This window comes from Pseudomonas sp. SK2, from assembly GCF_016772395.1.
GTDB classification, from domain to species: domain Bacteria; phylum Pseudomonadota; class Gammaproteobacteria; order Pseudomonadales; family Pseudomonadaceae; genus Aquipseudomonas; species Aquipseudomonas taiwanensis.
Genome location: NZ_CP061944.1, coordinates 5,329,121 through 5,354,056, shown reverse-complemented (window position 1 = coordinate 5,354,056; position 24,936 = coordinate 5,329,121). Strand labels below are relative to the sequence as shown.

At 62.3% G+C, this 24,936-nt stretch carries 25 protein-coding genes; 9 read left to right on the top strand and 16 right to left on the bottom strand.

The features are described 5' to 3' along the window. Positions 1-51 precede the first annotated feature (51 nt). From IF103_RS24310 to phoB, 3 genes are all read right to left on the bottom strand, one after another. Positions 52-1,392, bottom strand: a complete 1,341-nt coding sequence (locus IF103_RS24310) for a hemolysin family protein (protein ID WP_023383056.1) — start codon at positions 1,390-1,392, stop codon at positions 52-54. 155 nt (positions 1,393-1,547) lie between these two features. Next, positions 1,548-2,864, bottom strand: a complete 1,317-nt coding sequence (gene phoR / locus IF103_RS24305) for a phosphate regulon sensor histidine kinase PhoR (protein ID WP_023383055.1) — start codon at positions 2,862-2,864, stop codon at positions 1,548-1,550. A gap of 44 nt (positions 2,865-2,908) precedes the next feature. Further along, complete coding sequence (gene phoB, locus IF103_RS24300; protein WP_003253341.1) at positions 2,909-3,598, bottom strand: phosphate regulon transcriptional regulator PhoB; 690 nt, start codon at positions 3,596-3,598, stop codon at positions 2,909-2,911. Between the two features lie 171 nt (positions 3,599-3,769). Between phoB and IF103_RS24295 the strand changes: the two genes are divergently transcribed. Then, complete coding sequence (locus IF103_RS24295) at positions 3,770-4,141, top strand: COG4315 family predicted lipoprotein (protein WP_023383054.1); 372 nt, start codon at positions 3,770-3,772, stop codon at positions 4,139-4,141. Between the two features lie 129 nt (positions 4,142-4,270). Here IF103_RS24295 and ubiA read toward each other — a convergent pair whose 3' ends face one another. Together ubiA and IF103_RS24285 are read right to left on the bottom strand one after the other, a co-directional pair. Beyond that, positions 4,271-5,161 (bottom strand): 4-hydroxybenzoate octaprenyltransferase, encoded by an 891-nt coding sequence (gene ubiA, locus IF103_RS24290; protein ID WP_023383053.1) that lies wholly within the window; start codon positions 5,159-5,161, stop codon positions 4,271-4,273. Beyond that, positions 5,161-5,718, bottom strand: coding sequence for a chorismate--pyruvate lyase family protein (locus IF103_RS24285; protein WP_023383052.1), 558 nt, complete (start codon positions 5,716-5,718; stop codon positions 5,161-5,163). The genes ubiA and IF103_RS24285 overlap by 1 nt, the downstream gene beginning before the upstream one ends. 114 nt (positions 5,719-5,832) lie before the next feature. Here IF103_RS24285 and IF103_RS24280 point away from each other — a divergent pair, with 114 nt between their 5' ends. The 4 genes from IF103_RS24280 to IF103_RS24265 all read left to right on the top strand — a co-directional run bounded on the left by IF103_RS24280 (position 5,833) and on the right by IF103_RS24265 (position 8,192). Next, the gene (locus tag IF103_RS24280) at positions 5,833-6,000 is read left to right on the top strand and encodes a rubredoxin (RefSeq protein ID WP_011536423.1); all 168 of its coding nucleotides are present in this window, start codon (positions 5,833-5,835) and stop codon (positions 5,998-6,000) included. Positions 6,001-6,032: 32 nt separating this feature from the next. Next, the gene (locus IF103_RS24275; RefSeq protein ID WP_027906660.1) at positions 6,033-7,181 is read left to right on the top strand and encodes an NAD(P)/FAD-dependent oxidoreductase; all 1,149 of its coding nucleotides are present in this window, start codon (positions 6,033-6,035) and stop codon (positions 7,179-7,181) included. A 187-nt stretch (positions 7,182-7,368) separates the two neighbouring features. After that, on the top strand, positions 7,369-7,668 hold the full coding sequence (locus tag IF103_RS24270) for an HU family DNA-binding protein (protein ID WP_016394014.1): 300 nt from the start codon (positions 7,369-7,371) through the stop codon (positions 7,666-7,668). A gap of 149 nt (positions 7,669-7,817) precedes the next feature. Then, positions 7,818-8,192 carry a hypothetical protein gene (locus IF103_RS24265; RefSeq protein WP_023383050.1) on the top strand — a complete coding sequence of 125 codons (375 nt, stop codon included), beginning with the start codon at positions 7,818-7,820 and terminating at the stop codon, positions 8,190-8,192. A gap of 105 nt (positions 8,193-8,297) precedes the next feature. Here IF103_RS24265 and IF103_RS24260 read toward each other — a convergent pair whose 3' ends face one another. From IF103_RS24260 to exbB, 6 genes are all read right to left on the bottom strand, one after another. Then, positions 8,298-9,701 carry an aminoacyl-tRNA deacylase and HDOD domain-containing protein gene (locus tag IF103_RS24260; protein WP_027906661.1) on the bottom strand — a complete coding sequence of 468 codons (1,404 nt, stop codon included), beginning with the start codon at positions 9,699-9,701 and terminating at the stop codon, positions 8,298-8,300. A 78-nt stretch (positions 9,702-9,779) separates the two neighbouring features. Next, positions 9,780-11,858, bottom strand: a complete 2,079-nt coding sequence (recG, locus tag IF103_RS24255; RefSeq protein WP_023383048.1) for an ATP-dependent DNA helicase RecG — start codon at positions 11,856-11,858, stop codon at positions 9,780-9,782. 3 nt (positions 11,859-11,861) lie between these two features. After that, positions 11,862-12,785 (bottom strand): hydrogen peroxide-inducible genes activator, encoded by a 924-nt coding sequence (locus IF103_RS24250; RefSeq protein WP_202675758.1) that lies wholly within the window; start codon positions 12,783-12,785, stop codon positions 11,862-11,864. 94 nt (positions 12,786-12,879) lie between these two features. After that, a complete protein-coding gene (locus IF103_RS24245; protein WP_202675757.1) occupies positions 12,880-13,614 on the bottom strand; it encodes an energy transducer TonB in 735 nt (244 codons plus the stop codon). Next, entirely contained in the window at positions 13,611-14,039 is a 429-nt protein-coding gene (gene exbD, locus IF103_RS24240; RefSeq protein ID WP_013974803.1) for a TonB system transport protein ExbD, read from the bottom strand. Before exbD ends, IF103_RS24245 begins: the two co-directional genes overlap by 4 nt. Before the next feature lie 3 nt (positions 14,040-14,042). Beyond that, positions 14,043-15,017, bottom strand: a complete 975-nt coding sequence (gene exbB, locus IF103_RS24235; protein ID WP_027906663.1) for a tonB-system energizer ExbB — start codon at positions 15,015-15,017, stop codon at positions 14,043-14,045. Positions 15,018-15,209: 192 nt separating this feature from the next. On the opposite strand from exbB, the gene IF103_RS24230 reads away from it, so the two are divergent. Further along, the gene (locus tag IF103_RS24230; protein WP_202675756.1) at positions 15,210-16,064 is read left to right on the top strand and encodes an NAD-dependent epimerase/dehydratase family protein; all 855 of its coding nucleotides are present in this window, start codon (positions 15,210-15,212) and stop codon (positions 16,062-16,064) included. A gap of 120 nt (positions 16,065-16,184) precedes the next feature. Here IF103_RS24230 and IF103_RS24225 read toward each other — a convergent pair whose 3' ends face one another. The 5 genes from IF103_RS24225 to IF103_RS24205 all read right to left on the bottom strand — a co-directional run bounded on the left by IF103_RS24225 (position 16,185) and on the right by IF103_RS24205 (position 20,929). Further along, the gene (locus tag IF103_RS24225) at positions 16,185-16,913 is read right to left on the bottom strand and encodes a hypothetical protein (RefSeq protein ID WP_023383043.1); all 729 of its coding nucleotides are present in this window, start codon (positions 16,911-16,913) and stop codon (positions 16,185-16,187) included. A 53-nt stretch (positions 16,914-16,966) separates the two neighbouring features. Then, entirely contained in the window at positions 16,967-17,347 is a 381-nt protein-coding gene (ridA, locus tag IF103_RS24220) for a deaminase RidA (protein WP_009684531.1), read from the bottom strand. Between the two features lie 23 nt (positions 17,348-17,370). Then, positions 17,371-19,479, bottom strand: coding sequence for a bifunctional GTP diphosphokinase/guanosine-3',5'-bis pyrophosphate 3'-pyrophosphohydrolase (spoT, locus tag IF103_RS24215; protein WP_023383042.1), 2,109 nt, complete (start codon positions 19,477-19,479; stop codon positions 17,371-17,373). A gap of 59 nt (positions 19,480-19,538) precedes the next feature. Continuing rightward, positions 19,539-19,802: a DNA-directed RNA polymerase subunit omega gene (rpoZ, locus tag IF103_RS24210; protein ID WP_016394025.1), complete on the bottom strand. Its 264-nt coding sequence runs from the start codon at positions 19,800-19,802 to the stop codon at positions 19,539-19,541. Between the two features lie 254 nt (positions 19,803-20,056). Continuing rightward, complete coding sequence (locus IF103_RS24205; RefSeq protein ID WP_023383041.1) at positions 20,057-20,929, bottom strand: LysR family transcriptional regulator; 873 nt, start codon at positions 20,927-20,929, stop codon at positions 20,057-20,059. A gap of 207 nt (positions 20,930-21,136) precedes the next feature. On the opposite strand from IF103_RS24205, the gene IF103_RS24200 reads away from it, so the two are divergent. The 3 genes from IF103_RS24200 to IF103_RS24190 all read left to right on the top strand — a co-directional run bounded on the left by IF103_RS24200 (position 21,137) and on the right by IF103_RS24190 (position 24,929). Continuing rightward, entirely contained in the window at positions 21,137-22,519 is a 1,383-nt protein-coding gene (locus IF103_RS24200; RefSeq protein ID WP_023383040.1) for a glutamine synthetase family protein, read from the top strand. Positions 22,520-22,523: 4 nt separating this feature from the next. Continuing rightward, complete coding sequence (locus tag IF103_RS24195; RefSeq protein WP_104881062.1) at positions 22,524-23,273, top strand: gamma-glutamyl-gamma-aminobutyrate hydrolase family protein; 750 nt, start codon at positions 22,524-22,526, stop codon at positions 23,271-23,273. Between the two features lie 114 nt (positions 23,274-23,387). After that, positions 23,388-24,929 carry an APC family permease gene (locus IF103_RS24190; protein ID WP_023383037.1) on the top strand — a complete coding sequence of 514 codons (1,542 nt, stop codon included), beginning with the start codon at positions 23,388-23,390 and terminating at the stop codon, positions 24,927-24,929. Positions 24,930-24,936: the final 7 nt, after the last annotated feature.

Genomic DNA, 24,936 nt, shown 5'->3' with positions numbered 1-24,936 from the left:
GCCGGCTCCTGCAGGTTCGGGAGTCGGCTTGCCGGGTGGCGCCACGGTCGGTCAATCCAGCTTGAGCACCTTGGCCAGCACGATCTTTGGCCCTTTCATCTTCTTGATGATGATACGCAGCCCCTCGACCTCCAGCACTTCTTCTTCCTCAGGTACCCGCTTGAGCGTCTCGTACACCAGGCCAGCCAGGGTTTCTGCCTCGATATGGTCCAGGTCGATGCCCAACAGGCGCTCGACCTTGAACAGCGGTGTATCGCCACGCACCAGCAGTTTGCCCGGCTGGTAGGCGAGGATGCCGCGTTCGGTCTTGCGGTGTTCGTCCTGGATGTCGCCGACCAGCACTTCCAGCACGTCTTCCATGGTCAGGTAGCCGATTACCTTGCCATCGGCTTCCTCGACCAGCACGAAATGCGCGCCGCCCTTGCGGAACTGCTCCAGCAGTTGCGCCAGCGGCATGTGCCGGGAAACACGCTCCAGCGGGCGGGAGAGGTCTTCCAGGTCGATGGTCTCGGGCAGGTGCTCCAGCTCGGCAAGCTCCAGCAGCAAGTCCTTGATGTGCAGCAGTCCGGTGAACTCCTCGCGCTCGGCGTCGTACACCGGGTAACGGCTGAACTTGTGGCGGCGTACCAGGGCCAGGATCTCCCTCAGCGGCGCATGGGCGTCGATACTGACCATGTCTTCGCGCGAGTTGGCCCAGTCGACCACCTCCAGCTCGCCCATTTCGACCGCCGAGGCGAGTACGCGCATGCCCTGGTCACTCGGGTCCTGGCCTCGGCTGGAGTGCAGGATGAGCTTGAGCTCCTCGCGGCTGTAGTGGTGCTCGTGGTGTGGGCCGGGCTCACCCTGGCCGGCAATGCGCAGGATGGTGTTGGCGCTGGCGTTGAGCAGATAGATGGCCGGGTACATCAGCCAGTAGAACAGGTACAGCGGCACGGCTGTCCACAGCGACAGCAGTTCCGGTTTGCGGATGGCCCAGGACTTGGGCGCCAGCTCGCCGACCACGATGTGCAGGTAGGAGATCACGAAGAAGGCGACGAAGAACGAAATCGCCTTGATCAGCTCAGGCGTGTCCACACCCATGTATGCCAGCAATGGCTCGAGCAAGTGGGCGAAGGCCGGCTCACCGACCCAGCCCAGGCCTAGGGAGGCGAGGGTGATACCCAACTGGCAGGCCGAGAGGTAGGCGTCCAGCTGGTTGTGAACCTTGCGCAGGATGCTGCCGCGCCAGCCGTGCAGTTCGGCAATGGATTCGACGCGGGTAGCGCGCAGCTTGACCATGGCGAACTCGGCGGCAACGAAGAAGCCGTTGAGCAGCACCAGCAGCAGGGCGAAGATGATCATGCCGAAATCGGCGAATAACGAGGTGAGGCTGATACCAGGGGAAGGGTCCATGATGGAGTTTTTACGGGGGCCGTCTTTGGGAAATTAAAAAATAAAGTGCCAGCTTTTGCTGGCACAGGGGATCCAATGTAGCGGCTGAGGGCGCAAAAGCAAAGGGTGGTGGTCCTATTGGGGCCGACTGCACGCCCAAACGCTTCGCCGACAGGTCAGTCCTGGTCAGCTTTGCCGTTGGCCAATTGAGCCGGTGCGAAGTGACAGGTGAAGGTGCTGCCATGCCCCGGAACGCTGCTGATCTCCAGCTTGCCGCGATGGCGCATCAGCACATGCTTGACGATGGCCAGGCCAAGCCCGGTACCTCCGGTGTTGGAAGCGCGGCTGGAGTCGACCCGGTAGAAACGTTCGGTCAGGCGGGGCAGGTGCTTGGCGTCGATACCCACACCTGAATCCTGCACAGACAGATGGGCGCCCTGTTCATCGGCCCACCAGCGGATGCGGATGCTGCCTTCGTCCTGGGTGTACTTGACTGCATTGAACACCAGGTTGGAGAACGCGCTGCGCAGCTCCGCCTCGCTGCCCTTCAGGCGCAGGCCCGGCGCAGCTTCCAGGCTGATTCGCTGGTTACGTGGGCCAGACAGCGCCTGGGCATCGCTCTTGATCGACTGCAGCAGGGCGTCCACAGCCACCGGATGGTTGTCCGATGGGTAGTCCGTGGCTTCCAGCTTGGCCAGCAGCAACAGGTCGTTGAGCAGGGTCTGCATGCGTGAGCCCTGCTGGCTCATCTGCTGCAATGCCCGGCCCCAGCGTGGGTTCACGTCATCGACGTTGTCCAGCAGCGTTTCCAGATAGCCAGTGATCACCGTCAGCGGGGTGCGCAGTTCATGCGAGACGTTGGCCACGAAGTCCTTGCGCATCTGTTCGAGCTGATGAATGCGGGTGACATCGCGCACCAGCATCAGATGCTCGTTGTTGCCGTAACGGGTGATATGCAACTGGACCCGCATGCGGTCGTTGATCGGCGACGGGATTTCCAGCGGCTCGGCGTAGTTCCCGGCCTCGAAGTATTCCTTGAAACGGGGATGACGCACCAGGTTGGTGACGGGTTGTCCGCCATCCTGAGGGGTCTTGAAGCCCAGCAGGGTTTCAGCGGCGCGGTTCCACCATTCCAGGTTGCCGTCGCTGTCGAGCATGATCACTGCATCGCGCAGCGCGGCGGTGGATTCCTGAACCCGGTCGATCACTGCCTGCAGGCGGCCACGCACTCGTTGGTCGCGCCGCTGCAGGTGGTAGATGCTGTCGAAGACCTCGCCCCACAGGCCGTAGCCATCGGGTGGAGCTTCGTCGGGCTGATGGTTGCGCAGCCAGTCATGCAGGCGCAGCAGTTGCTTGAGGGTCCAACCCAGGTAAAGCGCCAGGCCAATGGCCAGGCTCCAGCCGTAGTAGCCACTGATCAGTCCACCGATCAGGCAAACGGTGATCAGTAGCAGCAGGTGACGAATCAGGGTCGCGTGCCAGTTCTGGTTCAATTGACGGTCCTTGTACAGCGGCGTGCGGCTGGCTTGCGGGTTAGTCAGCTTTTGGTCGAGAAGCGGTAACCCGTGCCCCGGACGGTTTGTACCAGATTTTCATAGGCCTCACCCAAGGCTTTGCGCAGGCGGCGGATATGCACGTCGACGGTGCGTTCCTCGACATAGACGTTGCCGCCCCAGACCTGGTCCAGCAGTTGCCCACGGGTGTAGGCGCGTTCCTGGTGGGTCATGAAGAACTGCAGCAGGCGGTACTCGGTAGGCCCCATTTCCGCAGGCTTGCCATCGATGGTCACGCGGTGGCTGATCGGGTCGAGCAGCAGGCCGCCGACTTCGATGGGGGCTTCACTGTCACTGGGGCCGGTGCGACGCAGCACGGCCTTCAGGCGTGCCACCAGCTCGCGCGGCGAGAACGGCTTGGTGATGTAGTCGTCGGCGCCGACTTCCAGGCCTTGGATCTTGTTGTCCTCTTCACCTTTGGCGGTGAGCATGATGATCGGGATGTCCCCGGTCAGCTCGTCACGCTTGAGGCGACGAGCCAGCTCGATGCCGGAAGTGCCGGGGAGCATCCAGTCCAGCAGGATCAGGTCGGGCTTGCGGTCGACGATGATCGCGTGGGCCTGCTGCGAGTTCTCCGCTTCCAGGCAGTCATAGCCGGCCATTTCCAATGCAACGGCGATCATCTCGCGGATAGGCGCCTCGTCGTCGACGATCAGAATGTTTCTGCCAACCATGCTCAAAACCTCTCCCAGGAACGATGTCTTGGCCCGCATTAGATAACGGAATTATTGCAGCTGTGTGACAGGGCGTTGGCCGTTCTGGCGACATTCCATGACTGGACTAGGCTTCAAAGGGCCGCTGCGGCGGCTCTTCGAACCCATAGCCCCCGAACAATGGTGATTCCAATGACACGACATACGCTGAGCTGGATGGCCCTTTTCGCTGCCCTGGCGCTCCCGGGGGTGGCGTCCGCCCACCATGCCATGGAAAAAGATGGCATGTGGGTCGATGATGCCGGGATGACGCTCTACACCTTCGACAAGGACAGCGGTGGCAAGTCGATGTGCAATGGTGAGTGTGCGAAGAACTGGCCGCCGCTGATGGTCTCGAAGGACGATGAGGCACCAAAGGACAAGTGGACCCACGTCACCCGCGACGATGGTTCAATGCAGTGGGCCTATGACGGCAAGCCGCTGTACACCTTCATCAAGGACAAGAAAGCCGGGGACAAGACCGGCGATGGCATGAAAGACGTCTGGCACATCGCCAAGCCTTGAGGTCCTGCGGGCCCACACGCCGCGTCGATCACGAACCTGCTGCGGCTGTTGCACAGCCCTTTCTCGACATAAGGCCGCTCCTACAAGGCACGCGCGTTGCCTGTAGGAGCCGGCTTGACTGCGATGAACTCAGCGCAAGGCGTAATCCAGCACCACGCCAATGAACACCAGCATCCCCGCCCAGTGATTGTGCAGGAAGGCCTTGAAGCACGACTCGCGGTCCAGCTTGCGCGTCGACCAGAACTCCCAGGCGAAGCACAGCGCCGCACCCAGCAGCCCCAAGTGGAACCAGCCCCCCAGCTCGAAGCGGTTTCCCGCCAGCAACAGGCAGCCCAGCGACAGCATCTGCAGGCTCAGGATGATGACCCGGTCGGCCTCGCCGAACAGAATCGCGGTGGATTTCACCCCAATCTTCAAGTCGTCGTCGCGGTCGACCATGGCGTAGTAGGTGTCGTAGCCCACCGTCCATAGCAGGTTGGCGATGTACAGCAGCCAGGCACTGGCTGGCAGTTCACCACCGGCCGCCGTGAATGCCATGGGGATACCCCAGGAATACGCGGCGCCCAGCACCACTTGGGGGTAGTAGGTGAAGCGCTTCATGAACGGGTAGCAGAAAGCCAGGGCCACCGCCCCGAACGACAGCCAGACCGTCTTGCTGTTGGTGCACAGCACCAGCAGGAAACTCACCCCGACCAGAATCGCGAACAGCGCCACGGCCTCGCGTGGCCTGACCCGGCCGCTGGCCAGGGGACGATCGGCGGTGCGCTTGACGTGGCCGTCCACTTTGCGATCGGCGAAGTCGTTGATGCAGCAGCCGGCGGCGCGCATCAGTACCACCCCCAGGCCGAAGATCAGCACGTTGGCCAGTGTCGGCGAGCCATTGCCGGCGATCCACACTGCCGACAAGGTTGGCCACAGCAGCAGGTAGATACCGATGGGTCGATCCATACGGCTGAGCTGTATGAAATCCCAGGCACGCGGATGGACGCGATTGAGCGACTTGAGCATTTGCAGGTACATCAGCGAGTTTCCTCCTTGGCCGCTTGCCATAGCGCCGGCAGGAAGACTTCCGCCACCAGCAGGTCGAGGCCATCGCGTTCGAAGCGTGAGCGTCGTCCCCACAGATTTGCCTGGGCTGCTTCGGCGGGCAACCAGGCCTGTGGATACTGGCAGGCCTCGATCGGGTGGCGAACGAATGCCTGGTCGCAGAACAGTAGCTCGCCGAGTGAGCGGCTGCCCAGCGACTCCAGGTCCAGGCCGCCACGCGCCAGTGCACTGCGGCTCGAGACGCTACGGGCGAAGACCCATGGTTCGCCATGGCCGCGCAGGAACACTTCGCGCACCCAGCCTTCGGCCCCCGTGGGGATGCCCAGGGCCAGGCATTCGTCCTCGCGCAGGGCTTGCCAGCCCTCGAACAGCGGGGTGACGGTGAAGTGGTTCTGGGAAAGATGGGTCAGGCGGCGGGTCAGCGAGCCTTCGTCGAACAGCCAGTCAACAATGGGCTGGCCCAGGCCGGTTGCCAGTTGCGAATACGGCAGCCACGCGGCAGCGGCTGCTTGCGGGGTTTCGTACGACACGTCGGTATGCTTGTTACAACCAGAGAGGCGGCGAGCTTAGCATGATTGCCCCGACTGCTTGCATACTGCTGGCTGGGCCATTACAAAGCCCCACCTGACTGAGGAACGAGCCTGATGAAAAAGTGGCAGTGTATTGTTTGCGGATTGATCTACGACGAAGCCGAAGGCTGGCCGGACGACGGCATCGCTCCGGGCACCCGTTGGGAAGATGTACCGGAAGATTGGCTGTGCCCCGACTGCGGCGTCGGCAAGAGTGACTTCGAAATGATCGCCATCGGCTGATCGAACCTGTTCAAGAGCGAGGAAAGCACGACATGTCATCCCCTGTGGTCATCATCGGTACTGGTCTGGCGGGCTATAACCTGGCCCGTGAGTTTCGCAAGCTCGATACCCAGACGCCGCTGCTGCTGATTACCGCCGACGACGGCCGCTCCTACTCCAAGCCAATGCTCTCCACCGGCTTTGCCAAGCACAAGGATGCCGACGGCCTATGCATGGCCGAACCTGGCGCCATGGCCGACCAGCTCAATGCCGAAATCCGCACCCATACCCGCATCAGCGGTATCGACCCAGGCCACAAGCGCCTGTGGATTGGCGAGGAGGCCATCGAGTATCGGGACTTGGTATTGGCCTGGGGCGCGCAGACAGTGCAAGTGCCCATCGAAGGGGATGCTGGTGAATGGGTATTCCCGATCAATGACCTGGAAGACTACGCCCGGTTTCGCGCCGCCGCTGCGGGCAAGCAGCGCGTACTGATCCTGGGTGCCGGGCTGATTGGCTGCGAGTTCGCCAACGACCTGACCTTGGGTGGTTACCAGGTCGATGTCGTGGCCCCGTGCGAGCAATTGATGCCAACCCTGCTGCATCCGGCTGCCGCCGCGGCGGTACAGGACGGGCTGCAAGAGTTGGGCGTACGCTTTCATCTGGGGCCCGTGCTGACGCGCCTGCAACGGGCGGGTGATGGGCTTGAGGCGCATCTGTCGGACGGTACCGTGATCGCCTGCGAACTGGTGGTGTCCGCCATTGGCCTGCGCCCACGCATCGACCTGGCCGCTGCCGCGGGCCTGCAGACCAATCGCGGTGTGGTGGTGGACCGACAGTTGCGTACGTCCCACGGCAATATCTTCGCGCTGGGGGACTGCGCCGAGGTCGACGGTATCAACCTGCTGTATGTGATGCCGCTGATGGCTTGTGCCCGTGCCTTGGCCCAGACCCTGGCCGGCAACCCCACCACAGTCAGTTATGGGCCGATGCCGGTCACAGTGAAGACCCCGGCCTGCCCACTGGTAGTCTCGCCGCCACCTCCGGGCCGGGAGGGTATTTGGCGGGTGCACGGCGAGGGTCGTGACCTCAAGGTGCTCTGCCACGATGCTGACGGCCAGTTGTTGGGCTATGCCCTGACGGGCGCCGGGGTGATGGAGAAACTGGCCCTGAATCGGCAGTTACCACCCCTGATGGCGTAAATGACAGGCGTTCTGTCGGGTTTACCCTTTAGTTGCCACTACAATGGCCGCCCAGATACTGGCGCGGCCTCGGTGGGCGTGCCATTCTCACTCCCGTCTGCCGCAGATTAGAGCCTGCGGTGCCTTGAGCGCTGCCTCTTCGGGCAGCACGGCATAACAACAAGAATTCCGTCAAAGAGGCTTCACTATGCGTAAACCAGAACTCGCCGCCGTCATCGCCGAAAAGGCCGATCTGACCAAGGAAAAAGCCAACCAAGTGCTGAACGCGATTCTCGACAGCATCACAGGTGCCCTGGACAAGGACACCGTCACCTTGGTCGGCTTCGGCACCTTCGAAAAACGCCATCGTGGTGCCCGCACCGGCAAGAACCCGCAAACCGGCCAGCCGGTGAAGATCAAGGCCAGCAACACCGTTGCCTTCAAACCTGGCAAGAACCTTCGTGACAGCGTCAACGCCCCAGCCAAGCCGGCTAAAAAAGGCAAGTGATGCACACCTGACAATCCCCAGTGTCAGTAAGACGGGCGCCCCAGGGCGCCCGTCGTGTTTTGCAAGCGATGCATTCGGCAGAGCTGTATAAAAAGTTCAGGAAACGGATAAACTCCGCGTCTCAGTCATTTTTTATTCGAGGCGCGTTGATGAAGTTTCGCTTTCTTCTTTGGGCCATGGGGCTATTGATGGCCAGGGCCAGCCGCAGCAACCCGGCCTTCCAACAGCAGCTCAAGGACAAAGACCTGGTGTTCCAGATGCAGACACTGGACGGCAAGGTTGCGCGTCACTTCATCGTCAGCGGCGAGCGCGTCAGCAGCAAGGGTGGGTTGCACCCGCAACCGGCTTTCGCCATTGCATTCAAGGATGCGGCTTACGGTTTTGCCACGATGCAGGCGGGTAACAAGCAGTTGGCCTTCATGCAGGGTATCCAGGACAAGAACATCCAGATCAAGGGCAATCCAGCGTTGGTGATGTGGTTCCAGGGTTTGATGAAGTACCTGAAGCCGAAAAAGAAGGGTTGAGATCCCAGAAACTGTTGCGCTGAACCTGTGAGCGCGGGCTCATCCGCCAAGCCCGCGCCACAGGGGCGAATACCCCGAAAGATTGGACGGATCCAACCCTGGGGATCAATGCGGTGCGTGGAATTGCGAGGCCAGCTCGCGCAACAGGCTTTCGGCCTCCAGCACCTTGTTCACCACATCCTCCGCCTTTTCCCGCGTGATGCCCAGACGGTCCAGTAAATCATCAGGGATTTCAGCCTGTGGCCCTGAGCCGATTCCGCGCGAGCGCAGCAGCCGGGTCGCCAGGCACACCAAATTGGGGAATGCTGAATTTTCGCCGTCGTAGGACGGGTCATGCTGGAAACGCAGCGCGGCCGACAGCTCTTCTGGCATGTCCCACAGCTTCATCAGCCAAGTGCCGATCTGTTCGCGGCTGATGCCCAGCAGGTGCTGTTCCACATAGGTGTGGCACAGGTGCGGGTTGACCTCCAGATGACGGCAGATCAGCGAGAAGTGCGGTGGGAACACGTGGGCCAGCAGTAGATAGCCGAAATTGTGCAGCAGCCCCGCGAGGTAGGTCAGACCGGCTTCAGGGCGCTCGGCCCGTGGCATGGCGCGGGTCAGGCCTTCGATGATCGCGGCGGTGTAGATCGACTGCTGCCAGTAAGGCGTGGCTTGCTGGGGGTGGTCTTTCGGCAGGCTCAGGGTCTTGCCCAGGGCCAGGCCCAAGGCCAGGTTGATCACCAGGTCGAAGCCCAGCACGCGCACGATGGCGTCCTCTACCGAGCGGATCTTGCCGGGTGAGGCGTAGTAAGGGGACGCCGCCCAGCTGACCACTTGGGCAGCCAGCGCTGGATCGGTTTCCACTACGCCGGTGATGTCATCGATGCTGGCATTGGGGTCGACCCGCAGCTTGATGATCTTCTGTGCGGTGTCTGCCAGCGGCGGAATTTCGATGGTCTGCTCCAGTCGTTGCTGGATGCGCCGGGCGGTGAAGGCCTGCACGGCCTGGGTGATTTCCTTCGAGTCGTCGTCGGGGCGGTCCAGGTTGGGGCGGATGTCCCTGACGGGCTGTCCGAAGCTGCCTGCGCTGGCTTTCTTCAGCATTCGCTTGAAGTCATCCCGCTCGATTCTCAGCAAAAGACCGGTTTCTCCGGACTCGATGAGCAGCGTCTGGCTGTCGAGCAGTTTCTGTTCGTACAGGCAAGGCGAGCTGGTCAGCGCCGGGATGCCAGGCAGCGCCTTGAGACTGTGCTTGTCGAGCATCTGCTTGAGGCGTGCAACGGGGACCGCACGGAGCTTGCGTCCGGTCAATTCCTCAAGGCGATTGAGGTCCAGCAGCTTGCTCTGTGGGAACAGCACCATCAGGGCGCCGACCTCATCGTCGAGCAGAATCGCCTGTACCCGCGAAGCCGCCGGCAGGGCCGGATCCTCAGGCACCTCGCGATAGCTGACGCCAAGCTTTTCCAGCAGCAGCTTGATCACCGAGGGTGCATGTGGGGTTGCGGTATCCAGGGCAACTTCAGTCATGGTCCGTATCCACTATTTCTTTTAAACGCGAAGTATAACCAGCCTGGCCCGCAAGCTGGATCCAATTTGGGACAATCGTCACACTTGGCCATATTGCTGGCCATGGCGCAGCCAGCGATCGAGCAGCGGGCTGACATGGTCGGGCCAGCGGGCTAGCAGGGCCTGGGCCGCGTCACGCACGGCCGGCAGCAGATCGGCATCGCGCATCAAGTCGGCAACCTTGAACTGTAGCAGGCCAGTCTGACGGGTTCCGAGCATCTCGCCAGGGCCACGCAGCTCCAGGTCTTTCTCGGCGATGATGAAGCCATCGTTGGTTTCCCGCATGATCCCCAGCCGTTCGCGGCCGATCTGCGACAGGGGCGGGTGGTACAACAGGACGCAATGGCTGACCGCGCTGCCACGGCCGACGCGGCCACGCAGCTGGTGCAACTGGGCCAGGCCAAGGCGCTCGGGGTTCTCGATGATCATCAGGCTGGCATTCGGTACATCCACCCCGACCTCGATCACCGTGGTGGCCACCAGCAGTTGCAGCTTGCCTTCCTTGAACTCGGCCATCACCGCCGCCTTCTCGGCCGGTTTCATGCGGCCGTGGATCAAGCCCACGCGCAGCTCGCCCAGGGCGCTGCCCAGCTCCTCGAAGGTGCTTTCTGCCGCCTGGCAGGTCAGCTCTTCGGACTCCTCGATCAACGTGCACACCCAATACGCCTGGCGCCCTTCGGCACAGGCAGCGCGGACCCGCTCGACCACTTCGAAACGCCGGCTGTCTGCGACCAGAACGGTGTTGACCGGTGTGCGGCCAGGCGGCAGCTCGTCAAGGATCGAGGTGTCGAGGTCGGCGTAGGCGCTCATGGCCAGGGTGCGGGGGATCGGCGTGGCCGTCATGATCAGTTGGTGCGGGCACAGTTCGCCGGCCACACCTTTCTTGCGCAAGGCCAGGCGTTGCTGGACACCGAATCGGTGCTGCTCGTCGATGATCGCCAGGGCCAGGTGCTTGAACCGGACCTCGTCCTGGAACAGCGCGTGGGTACCGACCACCATGGGTGCGCCATTGGCGATCTGCTCCAGGGCACTGGTACGGGCCTTGCCCTTGAGTTTGCCGGCCAACCAGGCCACCTCTATGCCCAGTGGTTCCAACCAGCGCTTGAACGTGATGTAGTGCTGCTCGGCCAAGATCTCGGTCGGGGCCATCAGTGCCACCTGGTAGCCGGCTTCCAGCGCCTGAAGCGCCGCCAGGGCAGCTACCACGGTCTTGCCGGCGCCGACATCGCCTTGCACCAGGCGCATCATCGGCTCGGCCTGGCTGAGGTCGTAGGCAATTTCATTGGCAACCCGTTGCTGGGCGCCGGTCGGCTTGAAGCCGAGGTTGGCCAGGTATTGCGCTTGCAGACGGCCAGCCTTGGGCAGCACGGGGGCACGTAGGCTGCGCAGGCTTTCGCGCAGGCGCTGCTGCGAAAGCTGGTGGGTCAGCAGCTCTTCGAACGCCAGGCGATGCTGGGCCCAGTGCTGGCCTTCGGCGAGTTCGTCGAGGTCAGCGTCAGCCGGTGGGTTGTGCAGGTAGCGGATGGCATCGTCCAGCGGTGCCAGGTGGTAATCGCGAGCCAATTGCTCCGGCAGCCAGTCCGGCAGGCTGCGCGGGCCGAGCATGCCCAGGCTCTGTTGGCACAGCAGGCGCAAGCGCTGCTGGGTGAGCCCTTCGGTGGACGGGTAGATCGGCGTCAGTGTCTGCTCGACAGGAGGCGGTGGTTCGTCTCCGTTCAGTGCACGGTACTCTGGGTGGTAGATTTCCAGCCCTGATGCACCTGGCCGGGCTTCGCCGTAGCAGCGCAGGTGCGTGCCACGCTTCAGGCCCTCTTTCTGAGCATTGCTGAAGTGGTAGAAGCGCAGGCTCAGCACGCCGCTCCCGTCACCCAGGCGTACCACCAGGCTGCGGCGTTTGCCCATGGTCACATCGGCACCGCTGACCACACCTTCGATGACCGCGTCCTGGCCGGGGCGCAGGGCCCCGATGGGAACGACGCGCGTGCGGTCCTGGTAGCGCAGCGGCAGGTGGAACAGCAGGTCCTGCAGATTCTCGAGTCCAACCTTGGCGAGTTTTTCCGCCATGGCTTCGCCCACTCCCTTGAGTGCCGTGACCGGCACCTTAGACAGCTCAGTCATGGTTCAGGCCGATTGTTCCACGGGCGGCTTGGCGACCGAGCAGAGGCGGATCGAGTCAGCGAGGATCTCGATCGCCTTGGGCCGTGGGAAGCTGGCGCGCCAGGCAATGGCCACGGTGCGGAACGGCGCGGGCGGTGTGAGTGGACGCACTTCGATGACGCCGGGCGCATAGTGGTGGCTGTGCACCGCCGACAACGGCAGGATCGATACGCCGAGGCCTGAGGCAACCATGTGGCGGATGGTTTCCAGGGAGCTGGATTCTACGGTGGTGTGTTTGGAACCTTCGCCTTTATTCAAGGTCGGGCACGCTTCCAGCACTTGGTCGCGGAAGCAGTGGCCTTCGCCGAGCAGGAGCAGGCTCTTGTCGTTGAGCATGGAGGTGTCGATGGTCTTTTTGGCCGTCCATGGGTGATCGGCGGGCATCAGCGCGCAGAATGGCTCATCGTAGAGTGGCAGGGTCAGCACGTCGGCCTCGTTGAACGGCAGGGCGATGATCACTGCGTCCAGCTCGCCATTGCGCAACTTCTCGCGCAGGACGTGGGTGAAGTTCTCTTCGATGTACAGCGGCATCTGTGGGGCAACCCGGTGCAGCTGTGGGATCAGGTGCGGGAACAGGTAAGGGCCGACGGTATAGATGGCGCCCACCTTGAGCGGCGCGGTCAGCTGGTTCTTGCCGGCTTGGGCCAGTTCGCGGATGCCCTGTGCCTGCTCCAGCACCTTCTGCGCCTGGGCCACGATGCTTTCGCCGACCGGTGTCAGGCGCACCGCGCTTTTGCTGCGCTCGAAAATCAGTACACCCAGCTCGTCCTCAAGCTTCTTCACGCCGACCGACAGGGTCGGTTGGCTGACGTGGCAGCGCTCGGCGGCATGGCCGAAGTGCTGCTCTTGGGCGAGTGTGACGATGTAGCGTAATTCTGTGAGGGTCATAACGTGCGTCCATGAAGTTGCGGGCCCAGCATAGCGGCTGCAAACGATAGACGCACGTTATCAGACTTGTTGATTTGTGACAGAAACAACCGTATCAGCGGCGATCCAGCGAGTAGACGAAAGGTGCCACTACTTCGATGGTGCCATTGTTCAGCAACTCGGCCGGTGGCTTAGGCACCGTACCGGCACGACGGATCATCTCCAGAGTCGCCCGGTCCAGTGCTGCGCTACCGGAGCCGCCAGCCAACGAGTACGACACCACCTTGCCCTCGGCGTCGACCACGAACCGCAGGCGGTTGATGCCTTGCAGACCGCGGCGTCGCGCGTCTTCCGGGTAGCGCTTGTACTTCGCCAAGTGGCGCAGCAGGTCGCTTTGCCAGGTCGGCAACGCTTTGCTGTTGGACGCGATGCTTGGCGCCGGTGCCGCCGACTTCTGCGGTGGCGTGTTGCTTGGCGGCGTGTCCGCGACTTCTTCCTTGGCCGGTGGCTCATCCTTCGGCGGCTCAAGCTTTTTCTCTGGCTTGGGCGGCTGCGGCTTAGGCTTGGGCTTCGGGGGTTTCGGGATGGCGATCTTGGGCTTGGGGGCCTCCGCCAGCTTGGGTAACGGCGGTTCTTCAACCGGTGCCGGCGGTTGTGGAGCCGCTTTGGGAGGTGGTGGTGGCGCGGGCTCGGGCAGCGGCGCCAACTCGACCATCATCGCTGCCGGGGGCAGTTCGATGGCCTGGGGCACCGACCAGTTGAGCGTAAGCAGCACAGCGACGGCATGGACACCCAGCACGAGTGCCAGGCTGCCGCTGTAACGCGCCAGATTGTGCCGCGTCTTCGTCATTTCTTGGCTGCCGTCTCGAGACCTACCAGGCCGACTTTCAGGTAGCCGGCCGCGCGCATGTTGTTCATCACTTCCATCAGGTCACCGTAATCCACGCCTTTATCGGCCTGGAAGAAGATGGTGGTTTCCTTGTCGCCCTTGGTCTTGGCGTCGAGCATCGGGCCAAGCTGGTCGGGTGCCGGAACCTGATCGTCGCCGACATAAAGCTTTTGGTCGGCCTTGACGCTGACGAACACCGGTTTCTCGGGCCTCGGCGCCGGTTTGGCGGTCGAGGCGGGCAGGTCGACCTTGATGTCAACCGTGGCCAAGGGGGCGGCGACCATGAAGATGATCAGCAGCACCAGCATCACGTCGATGAACGGCGTGACGTTGATTTCGTGGTTTTCGGCGAGGTCATCGCCACCTTCGTTCAGATGCAGGCCCATGGTTTACCCCACTTTCACCATGTGCGGGGTGGCGCGCTCGCTACCCTGGTGGTCGAGGTCACGGCTTACCAGCAGCAGTACCTGCGCCGACGCGTCGGAGACTTGAGCCTTGTAGCCCGCGATGGAGCGGGCGAAGACGTTGTAGATCACCACGGCCGGGATAGCCGCAACCAGGCCCAGTGCGGTGGCCAGCAGGGCTTCAGCGATACCAGGGGCAACCACGGCGAGGTTGGTGGTCTGGGTCTTGGCGATGCCGATGAAGCTGTTCATGATGCCCCAGACGGTACCAAACAGGCCGACGAACGGTGCGGTCGAGCCGATGGTGGCGAGGACCCCGGTGCCGCTGCTCATGCTGCGGCCGCTGGCTGCTACCAGGCGCTCCAGGCGGAAGCTGACGCGTTCCTTGATGCCTTCTTTCTCGCGGGCATTGGCCGACAAGCGCATTTCCTCCAGTGCATCGTGGACCAGCGTGTGGGCCAGCGTGCCTTCCTTGTTAGAGGCGTCGCTGGCCTCCTTGAGGCTGGCGGACTTCTTCAGGACCGCGATCTCACCGCGCAGACGACGTTTGGCGCCCATCAGTTCGAAGCCTTTGGCGATCCAGATGGTCCAGGTAATGATCGAGGCGATGGCCAGGCCGATCATCACCGCTTTGACCACGACGTCGGCGTTCTTGTACATGCCCCATGGAGACAGGTCATGTGCCATGCCCAGGGAGTTGTCCTCGACGATTGCTTGCGTCTGTTCGCCTGCTGGCGCCGCTGAATCTACCGGGGCGGCGGCGTTGGCAGCTGGGGCAGCGGCCTGAGCATCGCCAGCGGGCGCGGCAGCCGGTGCAGTGGCAGCTGCAGGGGTGGAGGCATTGGTGCTTGGTTCATCAGCCATGGCAGCTGGGGCCAGTACCAGGCTGAACATCAGCGCGGCAATGGCGCGCCAGGCGCGCGAGGTGGTTGGCGAAGCGGAAGGTTGAGTACGTGTCATGCTGGCCGGACCTGATGAAGAAGAAAAGTCAGCGTTCTTCAAAGCCTCGAAGCAGGCCGAGAACAGATAGGGGTGCCATTATTGCAAGTAATTCTTGTTAACAAAAGTAATCTCGTTGCTTTTTTCCACCTTGGTCTAGCCGCCTATCGCGTAATCCGGCTAGCCTGACCCTTTGATCTTCGGAGTTTTGTGATGTCAGACCTATCCGCGATGATCGTAGGATGCGGTGATGTAGGCGGCCGCCTGGCCCGGCAACTGCTGGCTCGCGGTTGGCAGGTCAGTGGCCTGCGACGTTCGGTTGGCCAACTGCCGGCCGGAGTGATACCGGTCGCCGCAGACCTCTTGAGCCCGGAGATTCCCCAGGCATGGCCAGTGCGTGCGCCGGACTACCTGGTGTACTGCGTAGCGGCCAGCCAGCACGATGAAGCCGGTTACCAGGCTGCGTACGTAGAGGGTTTGCGGCACGTATTGTCTTGGTTGAACGAGCGAGGACAACGCCCGCATCGCCTGCTGTTCGTCTCCAGCAGCAGTGTCTATGCGCAGAAAGATGGCGAATGGATCGACGAGACCGCCGCCACCGAACCCGAGGGTTACTCCGGGCGGATCATGCTGGAGGCAGAGCGGCTAGCCCTGGGCAGTGGCATTCCAGCTACCCTGGTGCGCTTGACGGGAATCTACGGGCCAGGTCGCGAATGGCTGCTCAGCCAGGTGCGTCAAGGTTACCGCGTGGCCGAGGAGCCGCCGCTGTATGGCAACCGCATCCACGCTGAAGATGCCGCAAGCCTGCTCGCCTTCCTGTTGCAGGCCGACGCTAAGGGTGTGACGTTGGAAGATTGCTATATCGGTGTCGACAATGACCCGGCGCCCTTGGCCGATGTGGTGGCCTGGCTGCGAGCGTACATGGGTGTCACCGAGTGGTCGGATGAGCAACGCGTGCGGCGCACCGGTAGCAAACGCTGCAGCAACGCCCGGGCACGCGCGTTGGGGTGGGCCCCGGTGTATCCGAGCTACAAGGAAGGGTACGCAGCCATTCTTGCGCAGCGTTGACCTTGTCGCCGACTTGCCCGCATCCCCAAATCTCACATAGGGCTGGCCTGCCCCCAAGAAGCTGGACACAAATCCAACCCTTGGGGGCCGTCCAGGGCAGTGCAGGTCGTTATGCCGCGATCAGCCGCGCTCGAGCACCCACTTGCGAGCGCCCGGTGCCAGGGTTGGCACCTCATCGGGCTGTGCGCTGTTGATTGCCTGGAAGATCTCCAGCTTGTCGCCATCGCGTTTGAAGATGAATGGCGCGCCACGCTGGTCACGCTCCAGCCACAGGCTGTCATTGCTGCCGCCCATGGCGGCGCAGTCGCCGGCAAGGCACAGGGCATAGCGGTCCGGGCCGGGCAGGCCAGTGACGCTGCCGTTATCGGCGAAACGCACCACGCCGCCTTTACCCTGTCCTTCGACGATCTTCCATTCGCCGCCCAGATAGGACTGGTACAACGCCTTTTCGAAGCTGCTGCCAAGCGGAGCGTCAGCCGCATTCGGTTGCTTGGCACGGACGAAGGTCTGCTCAGCGCCGCGCTGGTCGGTGGCTTTCAGTTCATCGCCATCCAGTTTCAACTGCTCGGTCTGGCCACCGGGGAAGCTGGCTTGCCATTGCTTGTCATTGGCGCTCAACTGGCCATCGGCAGCTTCGAAGCCGTTGCTGTAGCTGACTTGCTGGTTGGCGACATCGAGTTTCCACTCAAGGACCGGCCCATGCTTGTCCAGCGCCTGGCGCAGGCTACCGCCCTTGGCGGCCTCGATGGCGTCCTGGTTGATCCAGACGCCGTTGAAATCTTCGGGTTTGTGGCTGGCACAGCCGCTCATGAGCAGGGCGGCCAGTGCGAAGGGGAGTGCTTGACGCATGGCTGTATAACCTTGGCAGGAAGGTGACGGGCAGGGCGCCCGTCACCAGGGCATCATTCGATGACCAGAATGGCGTCCATTTCAACCTGGGCGCCTTTCGGCAGTGCGGCAACGCCGATGGCGGCGCGGGCCGGGTACGGCTGCTCGAAGTAACGGCCCATGACTTCGTTGACTTTGGCGAAGTGGCTCAGGTCAGTGAGGAAGATGTTGAGCTTGACGATGTCCTTGAAGGAACCACCAGCAGCTTCAGCCACGGCCTTGAGGTTTTCGAATACCTGTACGGTCTGGGCTTCGAAACCTTCGACCAGTTCCATGGTTTTTGGGTCCAGCGGGATCTGGCCCGACATGTACACGGTGTTACCGGCCTTGATCGCCTGGGAGTAGGTGCCGATAGCGGCAGGGGCCTTGTCGCTGTTGATAACAGTCTTGCTCATGATGACTCCTTGCTGTTGACGGACTACGCACGCATGCGGGTGATGCGGACCACGCCGGTCAGCGTACGCAGCTTCTTGATCACTCGCGCCAGGTGCACGCGGTCGTGCACGCTGACCACCAACTGGACCACGCTGATTCGACCGTCGCGTTCGTCCATGCTGATCTTCTCGATGTTGCCATCGGCGGCATTGACACTGCTGGCGAGCAGGGCGATCAGACCGCGCTGGTGCTCCAGCTCGACGCGCAGCTCGACATTGAATTCGCCAGTGATGTCCTTGGCCCAGGAGAGCTGCACGCACTTCTCTGGGTTGTGTCGGATTTCGCTGATGTTCCGGCAGTTCTCAAGGTGCACGACCATGCCTTTGCCTGCGGACAGGTGGCCGACGATGGGGTCGCCCGGAATCGGTGTGCAGCACTTGGCGTAACTGAGCACCAGGCCTTCGGTGCCACGAATGGCCAGCGGGCCTTCCGGAGCCGGCAATGGTTCGCCTTCGGCCGAAAGCAGGCGGCGGGCGACGACATAGGCCATGCGATTGCCCAAGCCGATGTCTTCGAGCAGGTCTTCGATCAGTTCCAGACGGTACTCGGCAAGAATCGCCAGGATACGGTCCTGCGGTATCTGCTCCAGACTGCTGTCGAACCCGGTCAGCACTTTGTTCAGCAGGCGTTCGCCCAGGCTGATGGATTCGGAGCGGCGTTGCTGCTTGAGCGCGTGGCGGATGTGCGTGCGCGCCTTGCCGGTGACGACGAAGTTGAGCCAGGCCGGGTTGGGCCGGGCACCTGGCGCACTGACGATTTCCACGGTCGAGCCGCTTTGCAGGGGTTCGGAGAGCGGTGCCAGGCGGCGATTGATGCGGCAGGCGATACAGCTGTTGCCAACGTCAGTGTGCACGGCATAGGCAAAGTCGACAGCGGTGGAGCCTTTGGGCAGCTCCATGATTCGCCCTTTGGGCGTGAAGACGTAGACCTCGTCGGGGAACAGGTCGATCTTCACGCTCTCGATGAATTCCAGCGAGTTGCCGGCGCGTTGCTGCAGTTCGAGGATGCCCTTGACCCACTGGCGGGCGCGGGCATGGCTGCCTTTGGGCTGCTCGTCCTCGTTGGACTTGTAGAGCCAGTGCGCGGCGATGCCGTTGTTGGCCATCTCTTCCATCTCGCGGGTGCGGATCTGGATTTCGATGGGCACGCCGTGCATGCCGAACAAGGTGGTGTGCAACGATTGGTAGCCGTTGGCCTTGGGGATCGCGATGTAATCCTTGAACCGGCCCGGCAGCGGCTTGTACAGGTTGTGCACGGCACCGAGCACGCGGTAGCAAGTGTCGACCTTGTCGACGATGATGCGGAAGGCATACACGTCCATGATCTCGTTGAAGGCGCGACGCTTGCCGCGCATCTTCTTGTAGATGCCATAGAGGTGTTTCTGCCGGCCGCTGACTTCGCCCTCGATACCGTCTGCAGCCAGGCAGTTGGCCAGTGACTGCTCGATCTTGGCGACGATTTCCTTGCGGTTGCCGCGAGCGCTCTTGACTGCCCGGTGGATGAGCGACGAGCGCATCGGGTGCATGGCCTTGAAGCCGAGGTCTTCGAACTCCACGCGCACGGTGTGCATCCCCAGACGATTGGCGATGGGGGCGTAGATTTCGAGGGTTTCCTTGGCGATGCGCCGGCGTTTTTCGCCCGACAGCACTTCCAGGGTGCGCATGTTGTGCAGGCGGTCAGCCAGCTTGACCAGGATCACGCGGATATCGCGAGCCATGGCCATGGCCATTTTCTGGAAGTTCTCGGCTTGCGCCTCGGCCTTGGTTTCGAAGTTCATCTGGGTCAGCTTGCTGACCCCGTCGACCAGCTCGGCGACGGTTTCGCCGAACTGCTGGCAGAGGGCTTCCTTGGCGATGCCGGTGTCTTCGATCACGTCGTGCAGCATGGCGGCCATCAGGCTTTGATGGTCCATGTGCATGTCGGCAAGGATGCTGGCCACGGCCAGCGGATGGGTCACGTAGGGCTCACCGCTGCGGCGGCGCTGCCCGTCGTGGGCCTGTTCGGCGTAAAAGTAGGCGCGACGAACCAGGTTGACCTGCTCCGGGCCCAGATAGGTCGACAGCCGTTCGGCTAAGGCTTCTATACCCGGCATGGATTCACCTCTTGCCGAGGAAGAGGGCCTTGTGCCGCACGATGTCGACCAGGCATGGATCAGACCGCCTCGTTGGACTCGTCCTCGAACGCGGCGAAGACCGGATCCTCGGTGACGATCTCTTCTGCGGCGATGAACTCAGGGGTAACGATACCTTCGGCGATTTCGCGCAGGGCGACCACGGTCGGCTTGTCGTTTTCCCAAGCTACGCGCGGTTCTTTGCCGCCGGTAGCCAGCTGACGTGCGCGCTTGGTCGAGAGCATGACCAGCTCAAAACGGTTATCCACGTGTTCCAGGCAGTCTTCAACAGTAACGCGGGCCATGGTCTTCCTCAGTAGCAAATGCGGTAGGCGTGCAGCCCAATATGGGCGGGCGGACTCGATAGTTTAAAAAATCACCAGCCAATAGGGAAGCGCTGTTTTGTCCGGTGGCTCGGTGTCGGCTTCTGCGCGGGTACATCCGCGTCTGCTGGGAATGCGCGGGTCATGAACCGCGGCAGCCGCGAAAGGGCCGTTACAGAAACCCTCGATGCATGATTCCGACGATAACGTCCCAGGCCCCAGGAACACAACATCCCTTACAACATTGCGTCGCGCAACCGGGGTGTCAGTTCTTCGAAGAGTGTCTGTACCGAGCGCAACGCCCGGCAGTCCGGCCGCGTCAACAGCCACAACTGGGTGTCGCAACCCGGTAGCGGGCCGCTCAGCGCCTCCACTCCAGGCAATGCGTGCACCATGTAGTCAGGCAGCGCCGCTACACCAAGGCCAGTGCTCACCAGCTGGGCGATGGTCGACATGCCGCTGCACTGGTAGCGCGGGCTAAGCCCTGGGTACTGCTGGTTGCGCCAAACCACCGTGGGGTGATCCTGCATCGAGTCGTCCGGGGCGATCCACGGCACGCTGCTGGCAGACTCGGCCAGGCGTTCGCGCCACTGCGCTTGGCCGCAGATCACGTAGGAGGTGGACCCCAGGCAGCGTCCGACCAGATGTTCCGGTGGCGTGTTGGTCAAGCGCAGGGCGATGTCGGCATCGCGTCGGCTCAGGTTGGCGAAGGTGTTGGACGTACCCATCTCCAGCGACAGCGCTGGGTAGTTCGGCATGAACGCAGCCAGCGCGGGCAGCAGCAAGGTGTGCATCACCGCCTCGGTGCAGGTCAGTCGAACCGTGCCGCTGACTACCTGCTCGCCGCTGGTCATGGCGATGCGCGCAGCGTCCAGCGCTTGTTCGGCACGTTCGGCCTGTTCTGCCAGGGCCTGTGCGGTGTCGGTGGGCAGGTAGCCCTTGCGGCTTTTGACGAACAAGGCGGTGCCCAGCGCCGACTCAAGGCGACGTATGGAGCGGAACACGGTCGAGACGTCGACCTTGAGCAATTCGGCAGCCTTGGCCAGCGAGCGGCCACGTTCCAGGGCCAGGACCAGAGAAAGGTCGGCATGGGTAATCTGATATTGCATTGGTGCACGCTCTGCTTGCCGAATTGCCAATGTCTGTTGCGTTGAGGCCATTTTATAGTGAAACGGCCCCCGGTAATCAATGCAGCCGGTCGGGCAACCTATCCCCCGATGGGAAAGTGAAAAGAACAACAGTAGCAACCATCGCCGCCGCCGAGGCGCCAGCCGTATCCCCTCACATCGCCGCAGCAAATCAAAGGATGTACAGCCATGACGTCGGTAACCCCGTGCGCCAGTTCTTCCAGCGAGATGAATGAATTCCTCAAGGCCCATCCGGACACTCAGTACGTCGATCTGCTGATCTCCGACATGAATGGAGTGGTACGTGGCAAGCGTATCGAGCGCGCCAGCCTGCACAAGGTGTACGAGAAGGGCATCAACCTGCCTGCCTCGCTGTTCGCCCTGGATATCAACGGCTCGACCGTCGAGAGCACCGGGCTTGGCCTGGATATCGGCGATGCCGACCGCATCTGCTACCCGATCCCTGGGACGCTTTCCGATGAGCCGTGGCAGAAACGTCCGACCGCCCAGTTGCTGATGACCATGCACGAACTGGATGGGCAGCCGTTCTTCGCCGACCCGCGCGAGGTGCTGCGTCAGGTGGTCAGCAAGTTCGACGATCTTGGCCTGGACATCTGCGCCGCGTTCGAGCTGGAGTTCTACCTGATCGACCAGGACAACCTCAACGGTCGTCCGCAACCGCCGCGTTCGCCCATTTCGGGCAAGCGCCCGCAGTCCACCCAGGTGTACCTGATCGACGACCTCGACGAATACGCCGACTGCCTCCAGGACATGCTCGAAGCTGCCAAGGAGCAGGGCCTGCCGGCTGACGCCATCGTCAAGGAAAGCGCCCCGGCGCAGTTCGAAGTCAATCTGCACCATGTCGCTGACCCGCTGAAGGCCTGCGACTATGCGATTCTGCTCAAGCGCTTGATCAAGAACATCGCCTACGACCATGAGATGGATACCACCTTCATGGCCAAGCCCTATCCGGGTCAGGCGGGCAACGGCTTGCATGTGCATATCTCGTTGCTGGACAAGAAGACCGGCAAGAACATCTTCGCCAGCGATGATCCGCAGGAAAGTGAAACCCTGCGCCATGCCATCGGTGGCGTCCTGGAAACCATGCCTGCCTCCATGGCGTTCCTGTGCCCGAACATCAATTCCTACCGCCGTTTCGGTGCGCAGTTCTATGTACCCAACGCCCCGAGCTGGGGCCTGGACAACCGCACAGTGGCTGTACGCGTACCCACCGACAGCCGCGAAAACGTGCGTATCGAGCACCGCGTGGCCGGTGCGGACGCCAACCCGTACCTGATGCTCGCGGCGATTCTCGCCGGTATCCATCACGGCCTGACCCACAAAGTCGAGCCAGGTGAACCGATCGAAGGCAACTCGTACGAACAGTTGGAGCAGAGCCTGCCGAACAACCTGCGCGATGCCTTGCGCGCGCTGGACGACAGCGAAGTGCTCAATCAATACATCAGCCCGGACTACATCGATATCTTCGTGGCCTGCAAGGAAAGCGAACTGGCCGAGTTCGAAGTATCGATTTCCGACCTCGAGTACAACTGGTACCTGCACACGGTGTAAGCCCATGAGCGCAATTGCGGTCCCCTTGATCGGTGTCAGCGCCTGCCGTCAGCAGGTGGGGAAGAACTCGTCGCACACGGTGGGCGACAAGTATGTCGAGGCGGCGGGCTTTGCCGGGCTGCCACTGCTGTTGCCGGCTCGCGATGCCGGCAGTGACACGCAGGCGCTGTTGGCGCAGCTCGACGGCATTGTTTTTACCGGTTCGCCTTCAAATATCGAGCCGCATCATTACAATGGCGCCCCCAGCGCGGAAGGGACCCGGCACGACCCTGCTCGTGACCGCCTGACCTTGCCGCTGCTGCAGGCGGCCATTGCCGCCGGTGTACCGGTGTTCTGCATTTGTCGTGGTTTCCAGGAATTGAATGTGGCCTTGGGCGGCACTCTGCACCAGCGCGTGCAGGAGCTGCCTGGCTTCCTGGACCACCGTGAACCTGAGGATGCACCCCTGGAGGTGCAATACGGCCTTCGTCACCCCGTCAGCATCGAGCCGGGCGGGTTGTTCGAGCGCCTGGGCCTGGCTGCGCAGTTCGAAGTCAATTCGTTGCACAGCCAGGGTATCGACCGCCTGGCCCCAGGGCTGCGTGTCGAGGCACGGGCCCCGGATGGCCTGATCGAAGCGGTGTCGATGGTTGATGCACCTGGCTTTGTGCTGGGTGTTCAGTGGCACCCTGAGTGGCGTTTCGCCGAAAACCCGGTCTCCTTGCGCCTGTTCCAGGCGTTTCGTGAGGCCTGCATTGCCCATGCTGCACGGTAGGGTCATGACCCGAAGGTCTTGGATGACCTAAACCGATTCGCAAGCTTTCAATGAGTGAAAGCGCCTTGCTTGCAAGGCCTGTGACAACAATTCCAATAGTTACGGCGTTTTCTCATGAGCAATTACACAGAAGCCGGCCGCCCACCTGACGTGGCGACCGACTCGGGCAATACCTCGCGCGGCAAAGGCCTGGCCAAGGGCCGTTTGGGCTTGCTGGCCAGCGTGGTGCTGGGCATTTCCACCATCGCGCCGGTCTACACCTTGACCGGCGCCCTCGGGCCAACCGTCCGCGAAGTCGGCGCTCACCTGCCGGCGGTGTTCATCGTCGGTTTCCTGCCAATGCTGCTGGTGGCCCTCGGCTATCGCGAGCTCAACTCGGCGGAGCCTGACAGCGGTACTTCATTCACATGGTCGGCCCGTGCCTTCGGCCCAATGATCGGCTGGATCGGCGGCTGGGGGTTGGTAGTTGCCACCACCATCGTGTTATCCAACCTGGCGGGCGTGGCGGTCGACTTCTTCTACCTGTTCCTTGCCCAGATCACCGGTCAGCACGAACTGGCGGCCCTGGCGGACAACCTGTTGATCAACATCACGACCTGTTGCGTGTTCATCGCCTTGGCGGTGTGGATCTGCTGTCGCGGCATGACCACGACCATGACGGTGCAATATGGCCTGGTAGCCTTGCAGCTGTTGGTATTGATCGGCTTTGCCTTTGCAGCGTTCGGCGAGACCACGGCGCCGCCCCCGCTGGAATTCGATTTTGCCTGGTTCAACCCGTTTGGCGTCGAGTCGTTCTCGGCGTTCGCTGCCGGGCTGTCGCTGTCGATCTTCATCTTCTGGGGTTGGGACGTATGCCTGACCGTCAGCGAGGAGTCGATTGGCAGTGACGAGGTGCCGGGCAAGGCAGCGACCTGGACCGTGCTGCTGATTCTCGGGCTGTACCTGCTCACGGCCATCGCCACCCTGCAGTTCGCTGGCATCAGTGAGGAAGGCCTGGGCCTGAACAATCCGCGCATTCAGGAAAACGTCTTTGCCCACCTGGCCGGTCCGGTGATGGGGCCGTTGGCGATCCTGATGTCCATTGCCGTGCTGGCCAGCACCGCCGCTTCGTTGCAGTCGACCTTCGTTTCGCCCGCGCGCACCTTGCTTGCCATGGGGTACTACGGTGCCGTTCCGCAGAAGTTCGCCAGCGTCTGCCCGCGTTCGCAGACGCCGCGTTACGCCACCATCTGCGCAGGCGTTGCCGCGGGGCTGTTCTACGTTACCATGCGTACCCTCAGTGAGAACGTGCTGGCCGACACCATCACCGCGCTGGGGATGATGATCTGCTTCTACTACTCGCTGACGGCTTTCGCCTGTGTCTGGTACTTCCGTGACAGCCTGTTCGACAGTCTGCGCCACTTCTTCATGCGTGGCCTGTGCCCGTTGGTGGGTGGGGTGATTCTGTCGGTGATCTTCGTGCGCACCGCGATCGACAGCGCTTCGCCAGACTTCGGTAGCGGCTCGCATGTGGGGGGGCTGGGGTTGGTGTTCGTGATTGCAGCGATCATCTCGGCACTGGGGATCGTACTGATGATGCTGTCGCGGATGCGCGCGCCGGCCTACTTCCTGGGGGCTACCCTGCGTCAGCAGGCTACCCTGCCTCTGCCGGAGTGATGTTGGG